At 46.8% G+C, this 11,503-nt stretch carries 5 protein-coding genes; 4 read left to right on the top strand and 1 reads right to left on the bottom strand.

The annotated features are described in order from the left end of the window. Both BUR42_RS12635 and BUR42_RS12630 read left to right on the top strand, forming a co-directional pair. Complete coding sequence (locus BUR42_RS12635) at positions 1 to 1,164, top strand: efflux RND transporter periplasmic adaptor subunit (RefSeq protein WP_074239577.1); 1,164 nt, start codon at positions 1 to 3, stop codon at positions 1,162 to 1,164. Positions 1,165 to 1,166: 2 nt separating this feature from the next. Further along, the gene (locus tag BUR42_RS12630) at positions 1,167 to 3,551 is read left to right on the top strand and encodes a heavy metal translocating P-type ATPase (protein WP_234979665.1); all 2,385 of its coding nucleotides are present in this window, start codon (positions 1,167 to 1,169) and stop codon (positions 3,549 to 3,551) included. A 2-nt stretch (positions 3,552 to 3,553) separates the two neighbouring features. Here the strand turns inward: BUR42_RS12630 and BUR42_RS12625 are convergent, their stop codons facing one another. Beyond that, positions 3,554 to 3,985, bottom strand: coding sequence for a response regulator (locus BUR42_RS12625; RefSeq protein WP_074239576.1), 432 nt, complete (start codon positions 3,983 to 3,985; stop codon positions 3,554 to 3,556). A gap of 156 nt (positions 3,986 to 4,141) precedes the next feature. On the opposite strand from BUR42_RS12625, the gene BUR42_RS12620 reads away from it, so the two are divergent. Then, a complete protein-coding gene (locus BUR42_RS12620; protein ID WP_200798254.1) occupies positions 4,142 to 10,249 on the top strand; it encodes a HAMP domain-containing protein in 6,108 nt (2,035 codons plus the stop codon). Positions 10,250 to 10,283: 34 nt separating this feature from the next. After that, positions 10,284 to 11,498: a sensor histidine kinase gene (locus BUR42_RS12615; protein ID WP_074239575.1), complete on the top strand. Its 1,215-nt coding sequence runs from the start codon at positions 10,284 to 10,286 to the stop codon at positions 11,496 to 11,498. The last annotated feature ends 5 nt before the right edge of the window (positions 11,499 to 11,503 follow it).

The following is an 11,503-nucleotide window of genomic DNA, read 5'->3' as shown; positions in this document are numbered from 1 at the left end:
ATGAAGTATTTCATCATCATTATAGCGATCTTTTTAACTGCCTGCGGAAGTGTTGAGCAGAAGCAACCCGGGGAAAAAGAAGAACAAGCGCATTCTGCCGAAGAGGGCAATACGGCCACGCTTACCGAAGAGCAAATGAAAAGCATCGGTATTGAACTGGGCAGTATTGAGAAGAAACAATTAACAGCCTCACTGCGTGCCAATGGCGTATTAAAAGTACCCAATCAGAACAAAGCCAGTATTAATTCCGTTTATAATGGAGTGATTAAGACCTTACTGGTGCAAACGGGGAGTGCTGTTACCAGGGGGCAGGTGATTGCTACCATCTCCAACCCGCAGTTTATACAGGTGCAGGAGGAATATGTGGGGATCAATGCAAAGATCCAGCATGCAGAACAGGAGTATAACCGGCAGAAAGAATTGAACGAAGGTAATGCCGGCGCGCTGAAGAACCTGCAGGCTGCAGAAACAGAACTGAGAACAGTACAGGCAAGAAAGGCCGGATTGAAACAGCAGATAGAGCTGATGGGCATTAATCCTTCTTCCCTGGCTAATGGGCAACTGCTCTCGGTTATTTCATTGAGAAGTCCTATTAACGGCGTGGTAAGCCAGGTGTCTGTTAACCTGGGCAGTTATGTGGATGTGAGTACCCTGGTAGCAGAGATCGTTGATAACAGCCAGTTGCATCTGGACCTGTTTGTGTATGAGAAGGACCTGCCGAAGTTAAAGAAGGACCAGGTGATCCATTTTACACTCACCAATAATCCGGGCAGGGAATATGATGCAGAGATCTTCTCCCTGGGATCATCCTTTGAAGGAGAGAGCAAAGCAGTGAGCGTGCATGCAATGGTGAAAGGGAACAAATCAGGATTGATAGATGGAATGGGGATCACTGCATTGATCAGCCTGGAAAAAGCCGTAGTACCTGCGGTACCAACAGATGCATTGATCAGTGCCCAGGGGCAGGATTATATTTTTATCGTTCGTGGAAAAGATGATCACGGTGTGGATTTTGAAAGGATCCCTGTTGCCAAAGGTACCACAGATGTAGGTTATACAGAGATAACACCACTGAAGGATATTCCGACCGATGCGAAGGTAGTAGTGAAAGGAGCTTTCTTCATATTGGCAAAACAAACTAATTCAGGCGAACACGCACATTAATTATGGAAAAGATTAAAATAGACCTTGATCTGCTGCTGCCGGAAATTCCCGACGAAAGGGATGCCTGTGTACAGCGCATCATCACCATGATGCAAAATCATAAGGGTATCGCGAAAGCACATTTGTTACCCGGTAATGAAAAAGATGAAGCGAAACTTTGTTTCCATTTTGATCCTGATCAGATATCGCTGGAACAGATACAGGCCTATGCAAGGGAAGCAGGAGCTGCTATCACCAGGCAGTACGGCCACCTGATGGTAGAAGTGGAAAAGATCAGGGAGATGATGGAGGCTGGGGTTGTGGAAGGGCAGTTGAAGAAGGTGCCGGCATTGGTGGATGTATCTGTGTCTGCCACAGGGAATATCCGTATCGAGTATGACCAGACCCTGATGGATAAAGAGGGCGTGCTGAAGGAGATCCGGCAACAGGGCTTGAAGGTGAAGGAGGTTTTAAAGGTGCATTCACACGATCACGATCATGATCACAGTGATGATGATGGCCACGATCATGATCACGATCATAGCCATGGGGACAGCAATGCTCCGGCCTGGAAAAGTTATCTCCCTGCCATCATCAGTTTTACCATGCTGATAGCAGGTATCATAGCAGATAACTACAACACCTTCCCCGGATGGGTAAGGCTGATCTGGTACGGCATTGCATACATCCCGGTAGGTATACCCGTTGCCGTTACGGGATTTAAATTTCTGATGAAGGGAGATATCTTCACCGAATTCATCCTGATGACGATCGCTACACTCGGCGCCTTTTACATTGGTGAGTACCCTGAAGGTGTAGCCGTGATGCTCTTTTATACAGTAGGCGAGCTATTCCAGGATGCAGCTGTGAACCGTGCTAAAAGAAGTATTAAAGCATTACTGGATATCCGTCCGGATACGGCGATGGTATTAGTGAATGGCACTTACCAGGAAGTGGCCCCCACAGATGTGAAAGTAGGGGATACCATACAGGTAAGAGCAGGAGAGAGGGTTCCGCTGGATGGAGAAATGCTGAGTGAAGGCAGCGCATTTAATACCGCTGCGCTTACAGGAGAAAGTAAACCTTCCACCATCCGTAAAGGGGAAACTGCGCTGGCAGGGATGATCAACCAGGAAAAGGTAATAGAGCTGAAGGTGACCAAATTGTTCAACGATAGTTCACTGGCACGCATATTAACCCTGGTACAGGAAGCTACCACCCGCAAAGCAAGAACAGAACAGTTCATTCGCCGCTTTGCACGCATCTATACACCAATCGTGGTTTTTCTTGCGATAGGTATTGCATTGCTGCCCTATTTCTTTGTAGCTGACTATGTGTTCAACGATTGGTTGTACCGTGCATTGATCTTCCTGGTGATCTCCTGTCCCTGCGCCCTGGTTATTTCCATCCCGCTCGGATATTTCGGCGGAATAGGGGCTGCATCCCGGAAGGGCATCCTCTTCAAAGGTTCTAATTACCTGGACCTTATGACCAAGATCACCAGCGTGATCATGGATAAAACCGGTACGCTGACAAAAGGCGTTTTTAAAGTGCAGGAAGTGAAGAGCTACGATCTGCCGGAAGAAGAATGGCTCCCGCTTGCTGCTGCATTGGAAAGCAGATCCACACATCCTGTGGCACAGGCTATTGTAGCACATGTTAAAGATCCAGGCCTCGCGGTAGAAGACCTGGAAGAGATCAGCGGCCATGGATTGAAAGGAAAAGCGGGCGGAAGAACAGTGCTGGCCGGTAATGTAAAACTGCTGGAGAAAATGAACATCCCTGTAAGAGAAGAACTCCGCAGTATTACAGACACCATTGTTGTAGTAGCGGTAGATGGGAAACTTGCAGGATATGTAACCATCGCAGATGAAATGAAGGAGGATAGCAAAGAAGCAATAAATGCCCTGCACGGCATGAATATCAAAACCACCATGCTCAGTGGTGATAAACAATCTGTGGTAGATAAGGTGGCGCAGTACCTGGGAATTGATCATGCATATGGCGACCTGCTTCCTGAAAATAAAGTGGAGAAAGTGGAACAGGCTAAAAAAGATACGGGCGCCATCATTGCTTTTGTAGGAGACGGTATAAATGATGCTCCTGTGCTTGCCTTAAGTGATGTAGGTATTGCCATGGGAGGCCTGGGAAGCGATGCTGCCATTGAAACCGCAGATGTGATCATTCAAACAGATCAGCCATCCAGGATCGCTACAGCTATTGGCATCGGCAGGGCCACGAACAGGATCGTATGGCAGAACATTGCGCTGGCTTTTGGTGTGAAAGCAATTGTGCTGGTACTGGGTGCCGGAGGATTGGCTACCATGTGGGAAGCCGTTTTTGCAGATGTGGGTGTTGCCCTGCTGGCTATCCTCAACGCGGTAAGGATCCAGCGGATGAAGTTTTAACCCTATGCTAATGGCTCTTTTATAAAAGACAACATATGTTTCGCAATGGAAATGAATGAAGCCATATCGCTGGGTTTGATAATGTAATCCAGGATGCCTAATTCAATACTAATAGATTTATGCACCGGAGAACTGGAAGTGCTCCACATTACTTTAGGTATTGCCTGGTACCTCCTTTCCTGGTTTAATAGTTTAACTATCTCAACACCAGAGAGTTCAGGCAGATTGTAATCCAGGACGATCAATACAGGTAACTCCTGATCGGAAACACTCTCTAAATGTGCTATAAATTTCCGGCCATTTGTAATGCTGACGATATCCACATATGGGTCGACCTCTCTAACGGCATATTCTAACATCTCCTGATCATCCAGATCATCCTCGGCCAGAAAGATCGTTTTTTTAGTATGGCCTAAAAATTGTATATGTTCCACTGTTGTTATGTTCGATACTCAAAAATAATTATTGTACCGAATATCTTACAAAATATCATATGTAGTATGTGAAAATAAATGAAGCATCATGAGTAAGTGATACTTAAAAATACTTTTCAATATTAATATGAGTTGATGTCAACTAATATCTAACAAATGGCCACCCGTAAAAGAACTGCTAGAACTTCTACAGCCAAAGGAGAAAGTGTGGAGAAAACTCCTCAGTCCTCCACAAAGAAGTCCCGAAAACCAAATGAAATCCTTCTTGAATCCTTACCTGATGAGTTAAATTCCCGTGAATTATTACAGGTATTGTCTGAGGTAAAAGGCGGCAATTTTACGGTCCGCATGCCGGTAGACAAAATAGGGTTAAGCGGAAAGATCTGTGATACCATTAATGAGATCATTTCCCTTAACGAAACCCTTGTGGAAGAATTAAACCTCGCCAGGAATACCATCGGAAAGGAAGGGAAACTGAATCACCGGGTGATGATGCCGAGAACGGCTAAAGGTTCCTGGCATACGGCTGTAGGCTCTATCAATACACTGATATCGGACCTTGTACATCCTACTATTGAAATTGCACACGTGATCAGTTCTGTGGCAAAAGGTAACCTTTCCCGCGAAATGAATTTGCAGATAGGGGATCACGTATTGCAGGGAGAATTTGCACGGATCGCTACAGAAGTGAACGGGATGGTAAAACAGCTGAACCTCTTTTCCCGTGAGGTAACACGTGTGGCAAGGGAAGTGGGTTCCGAAGGAAAGCTCGGGGGCCAGGCAAAAGTAAAAGATGTGGCGGGTGTATGGAAAGACCTTACGGATTCTGTAAACCAGATGGCAGGTAACCTTACTGCGCAGGTGCGGAACATTGCAGAAGTAACAACGGCGGTGGCAAAAGGAGACCTTTCTAAAAAGATCACGGTGGATGTGCAGGGAGAGATCCTTGAACTGAAAGATACGATCAACACCATGGTGGACCAGCTGAACTCCTTCTCTTCAGAAGTAACGCGCGTAGCGCGGGAAGTGGGTACAGACGGAAAACTGGGTGGCCAGGCAGAAGTAAAAGGTGTGGCCGGAACATGGAAAGACCTTACGGACTCTGTGAACCAAATGGCCTCCAACCTTACAGGCCAGGTGCGGAACATTGCGGAGGTAACAACCGCAGTGGCGAGAGGAGACCTTTCGCGCAAAATTACGGTGGACGTTAAAGGAGAGATCCTTGAACTGAAGAATACGATCAATACCATGGTGGACCAGCTGAACTCTTTCTCCGCAGAGGTAACACGTGTTGCGCGGGAAGTAGGTTCAGAAGGAAAACTGGGTGGCCAGGCCACGGTAAAAGGGGTGGGTGGTTTGTGGAAAGACCTCACGGATTCCGTGAACCAGATGGCCTCTAATCTTACAGCACAGGTGCGGAACATTGCAGAGGTAACAACCGCGGTGGCATTAGGAGACCTTTCACGTAAGATCACCGTGGATGTGCGGGGAGAGATCCTGGAACTGAAGAACACCTTCAACACGATGGTGGACCAGCTGAACTCTTTCGCATCAGAAGTAACACGTGTAGCCCTTGAAGTAGGTACGGAAGGAAAACTGGGCGGCCAGGCAAAAGTACAAGGGGTGGGCGGTACCTGGAAAGACCTCACGGACTCCGTGAACCAGATGGGCTCTAACCTTACGGCACAGGTACGTAACATCGCAGAGGTAACTACCGCGGTGGCTAACGGCGACCTTTCCAAGAAGATCACGGTAGATGTTGCCGGAGAGATCCTTGAACTGAAGAAAACCATCAATACGATGGTGGACCAGCTGAACTCTTTCGCATCAGAAGTAACGCGTGTAGCCCTTGAGGTAGGTACAGAAGGAAAACTGGGTGGCCAGGCGAAAGTACAGGGCGTGGGCGGTACCTGGAAGGACCTTACAGAATCTGTGAACCAGATGGGTTCCAACCTTACGGCACAGGTACGTAACATTGCAGAGGTAACTACTGCGGTAGCAAAAGGTGACCTCTCCCGCAAGATCACGGTGGACGTAAAAGGAGAGATCCTGGAATTGAAAGATACCATCAACACCATGGTGGACCAGCTCAACTCATTCGGCTCCGAGGTATTTCGTGTAGCCCGTGAGGTTGGTTCTGAAGGTAAGCTGGGCGGGCAGGCAGATGTGCCCGGTGTGGAAGGATTATGGAAAGACTTAACTGACTCTGTAAATATCATGGCCTCCAATCTTACTTCGCAGGTGCGTAACATTGCGGAAGTAACAACGGCGGTGGCGAATGGAGACCTTTCCCGTAAAATAGAAGTGGATGTAAAAGGAGAGATCCTTGAACTGAAAAATACGATCAACACCATGGTGGAACAGCTGCGTGCATTTGCATCAGAGGTAACACGTGTGGCACGTGAAGTAGGTACGGAAGGAAAACTGGGTGGCCAGGCAAACGTGCCGGGCGTGGGAGGTACCTGGAAAGACCTCACGGATTCCGTGAACCAGATGGCAGGTAACCTTACGGCACAGGTACGTAACATTGCAGACGTGGCCATTGCGGTGGCAAATGGAGACATGTCCAGGAAGATCACGGTGGACGTACGGGGAGAGATCTTGCAATTGAAAGAGACGCTGAATACCATGGTGGACCAGTTGCGTGCATTCGCATCTGAAGTAACCCGTGTGGCCAGGGAAGTAGGTACAGATGGTAAACTGGGAGGCCAGGCATTCGTACCCGGCGTGGCAGGTACCTGGAAGGACCTTACAGACTCTGTGAACCAGATGACAGGTAACCTTACTTCGCAGGTACGTAACATCGCAGAGGTAACAAAAGCAGTGGCATCGGGAGACTTGTCCAAAAAAGTAACGATCGATGTAAAGGGTGAGATCTTTGACCTGAAGAACACGATCAATACCATGGTGGACCAATTGAACTCTTTTGCATTTGAGGTAACCCGTGTGGCGCGTGAAGTAGGAACAGAAGGAAAATTAGGCGGCCAGGCAGAAGTACAGGGTGTGGGCGGTACCTGGAAAGACCTTACGGATTCTGTGAACATGATGGCATCCAACCTTACTAACCAGGTACGCGGTATTGCAAAAGTAGTGACCGCGGTAGCAACAGGAAACCTGAAACAAAAACTATCCATCGTTTCCCGTGGTGAAGTTGCACAATTAACTGAAACGATCAATGAAATGATCGATACCCTGGCGGTGTTTGCTGACCAGGTAACAACCGTGGCTCGTGAAGTGGGAGTGGAAGGAAGGCTGGGTGGCCAGTCCAGCGTACCCGGTGCATCCGGTATCTGGAAGAACCTCACGGAAAACGTGAACCAGCTGGCAGAAAACCTAACCACCCAGGTGCGTGCCATCTCTGCGGTAGCTTCTGCCGTAACGAAAGGAGACCTTACACAAATGATCCGCGTAGAAGCAAAAGGAGAGGTGGAACAATTGAAAGATACCATCAACCAGATGATCGCCAACCTGAAGCAGACCACTTTAAGGAACGAAGAACAGGACTGGCTGAAATCCAACCTTGCACAGTTCACACAGATGCTGCAGGGACAAAAAGACCTGAACACAGTAACACGCAGGATCTTATCCGAACTGGCCCAGGTGGTGAATGCACAGAAGGGGATGTTCTATATCCTTGAACAGGAAGAAGACCTGCACAATCCTAAACTGAAATTATTTGCAGCCTATGCCTACGGGGATGAAGTAAGCCTGACCAGGGAATTTGCACTGGGACAGGGATTAGTGGGGCAATGCGCCGTAGAGAAGGAAAGGATCCTGCTCACCAATGTACCACCTGATTATATCAAGATCGGTTCAGGGCTTGGAGAAGCTTCTCCACTCAACCTGATCGTACTGCCGGTATTGTTTGAAACAGAGATCAAAGCGGTGATAGAACTCGCTTCTTTCGATACTTTCAGTCAAACCCACCTGGACTTCCTTGGCCAGTTAACAGAAAGTATCGGTATTGTATTAAATACCATTGAAGCTAACTCCCGTACAGAAGACCTGCTGGAACAATCCCAGTCGCTGGCAGATGAATTGAGAAGAACGAATGAAGAGTTGCAGGATAAAGCACACCTGCTCGTGAAACAAAAAGAAGAAGTGGAAGGAAAGAACAAAGAGGTGGAGGAAGCAAGGCGTTCACTGGAAGAAAAAGCAGAGCAGCTGCAGCTTACTTCCAAATACAAATCCGAGTTCCTCGCCAATATGTCCCACGAGTTGCGTACCCCGCTCAATTCCTTACTGATCCTTGCGCAGCAGTTATATGAAAACTACGATGGCAACCTGAACGAGAAACAGGTGCGTTATGCGAAAACCATTCACAGCTGCGGGGATGACCTTATTCAACTGATCAATGATATCCTCGATCTGTCTAAGATCGAATCCGGCTATATTTCTACTGACTTCATTAAAGTACGTTTCAACGAGGTGACCAGCTTTGTGGAAACTACTTTCAAACATATTTCTGAAAGCAAGAACCTGCGCTTCAGTATTTCCATGGATGAGAAACTACCTCATACCCTGGAAACGGATGTGCAAAGGTTGAACCAGATCCTGAAGAACCTGCTTTCCAACGCTTTCAAGTTCACGGAGAAAGGAGAAGTAAGGCTGCGGATCTATGAGGCAGACAGGAACTGGAAAATAGTGAACAGCAGCCTGGATAATGCGGATAGGGTAGTAGCCTTTGAGATCAAAGATACCGGTATCGGTATTTCAAAAGATAAGCAGAACATCATCTTTGAAGCTTTTCAACAGGCAGAAGGTTCCACCAGCCGCAAGTATGGCGGTACAGGGCTGGGGCTTTCCATCAGCCGTGGCCTGGCAGATCTTTTGGGAGGTTCTATAGAACTGGAAAGTGAAGCAGGTATGGGTAGTGCGTTTACACTCTTCCTGCCACTACGCTACAACCCATCAGCTATCAAGAAGGAGAAAGCCAGCAGTCTTACCATAGGTGAATACAAATTGTCGGAGGACATGGACCTGCTGCAATCCGTACCTACCATCAAGGTATCAGAAACAAAAGACCTGGAAGGGCTCAATGAGATCATCAATGATATCGGGGACGACAGAACACATATTTCCGAAACAGATAAGGTAGTGCTTATTGTGGAAGATGATGTGCGGTTTGCCAAGATCATGCTGGAAAAGGCACATGAAATGGGCCTGAAAGTAGTGGTGGCTACCAGCTTCGGAGAAGTGTTCGAACTTACCAATAAATTCAGTCCTATTGCCGTTACACTGGATGTAAAACTTCCTGATGCCAGCGGCTGGCGGATCCTGGACCTGTTTAAGAACGACATCAACCTGCGGCATATTCCTATTCACCTTATCTCCGGAGAAGAGAACCGTTTGCTGGCCATGCAAAGAGGTGCCAGGAGCTTTAACCTGAAACCCCTGAAAACAGAAGTGCTGGCAGTGCTGTTCAGGAATATCATCGACCAGGATACGAAGAAAAGCAAAACAGTGCTGGTGGTGGAAGACAGTGAACCGGATGCATCTCAGATAGCACGTATACTGGAGAACGGAGAACTGATCAATATAGAATTTGCAGAGAACGGTAAAGAGGCCATGCATTTCATTGAGCATAATACCTACGATTGCATCATTGCAGATTATATGTTGCCGGATGTGGAAGGTACCGATCTCTTTGCTAACATCCAGATGGCCAATAAGATCAATAATACACCCGTGATCATCTATTCTGCCAAAGACTTTTCCAAGAACGAAAAAACAAAACTGAAGCAGTACGCAAATAAAATATTGCTGAAGGATGTTAACTCACTGGACCTGTTGCTGGAAGAAGCGGTGATGCAGTTACACATCAACCATAATACCCTCACGCCGGAAAAGAGGAAACTGATCGAAGACCTTCGTACACAAAAAGATGTGCTGAGCAATAAAAATGTGCTGGTAGTGGATGACGACGTAAGGAACCTGTTTGCACTCACAACAGCCTTTGAAAGATACCATATCAATACCATAACTGCTGAGAGCGGCAAGGAGGCTATGAACATCCTCGATGAACATAATGAGATAGACATTGTACTTATGGACATCATGATGCCGGAAATGGATGGTTATGAAACCATGCAGAAGATCCGCAGAGAGCATAAGAACAGTTCCTTGCCTATTATTGCTGTTACCGCAAAAGCCATGAAAGGAGACCGCGAGAAATGCCTGGAAGCAGGGGCATCTGATTACATTACGAAACCGCTGAAGATCGATCAGTTGTTATCGTTAATGCGGGTGTGGCTTTACAAATGATTTTTTTCTAATTTAGCAATAATACTTATCAGCCGTGCTGGAAAGAGATCCCGTTAAAATATTAATTGTTGACGACAGACAGGATAACCTCATGTCTATCGGATCCATATTGGAAAGGGAGAACTATAGTATTGTGCATGCTGCCTCCGGAAGGGCTGCATTGAAAATATTATTAAAGGAATATGATTTCTCCCTGATCCTTATGGATGTAATGATGCCTGATATGAACGGGTTTGAAACGGCGTCTTTGATCTATGAAAGGGATAAGCTGAAAGATATTCCCATCATCTTTATTACGGCGCATAATTATGAAGAAGAATCTATTTATAAAGGTTACAGGGTAGGGGCGGTTGACTTCATCTATAAACCCATTAACCCTGAGCTGCTGCGCATCAAAGTAGGACTGTTTGTGGAACTATACCGGAAAACACAGTCCCTGATAGCACAGGAACAAAAGCTGCTGCGCATGAATGCCTCTTTGCAGAGAGAGGTGGAAGAAAGGGAGAACTCCGAAATGAAGGTTAGAGAACTGAACAACCAGTTAATAAAATCTAATGTGCATTTAACAGCCGTAAATGAAGAGCTGGACCGTTTTGCCTTTGCCGCTTCACATGATCTGCAGGAGCCTTTGCGGAAGATCAGGGTATTCAGTGATCTGATCCTCAGTAAACAGGGGAAGGAGGAAGATGTGGAAAAATATATGGTGAAGATCACAAACGCGGCAGCCCGCATGCAGCAACTGGTGAATGACCTGCTGCGCTTTTCAAGGCATGCTTTACAGGGCGGTGATTTTGTGGTAACAGATCTGAACACCGTAGTAAAAGAAGCGATGACGGAACTGGAAATGAAGATCCAGGCTACCAATGCGGTGATCAGGATAGATACTTTGCCTTCCATACCCGTAATCCCTGTACTGATGCGGCAGGTATTCTTTAACCTGCTGAGCAATGCCCTTAAGTTCAAACGGAAAGAACTGGCGCCGGAAGTGCATATTTATGCAGAGAGTTCTCCCGAAAGATACCAGGTATTTGTAAAGGACAATGGTATTGGCATTGATAGTCAATACCTGGAAGATATTTTCTCCGTATTCAAACGCCTGCACAGTTACCATGAAATAGAAGGTAGCGGCATCGGCCTTTCCATCTGCAAGAAAATTATGGACCACCACAATGGTACTATTACTGCTACCAGCGTAGCAGATGAGGGTTCTACTTTTATCCTCAGTCTTCCTGATAAATTTGGTATGTGATTTGG

The organism is Chitinophaga niabensis (assembly GCF_900129465.1).
Classification (GTDB): Bacteria; Bacteroidota; Bacteroidia; order Chitinophagales; family Chitinophagaceae; genus Chitinophaga; species Chitinophaga niabensis.
Note: the sequence above shows the minus strand (reverse complement) of the source record. Positions and strands in the feature narration are given on the sequence as shown.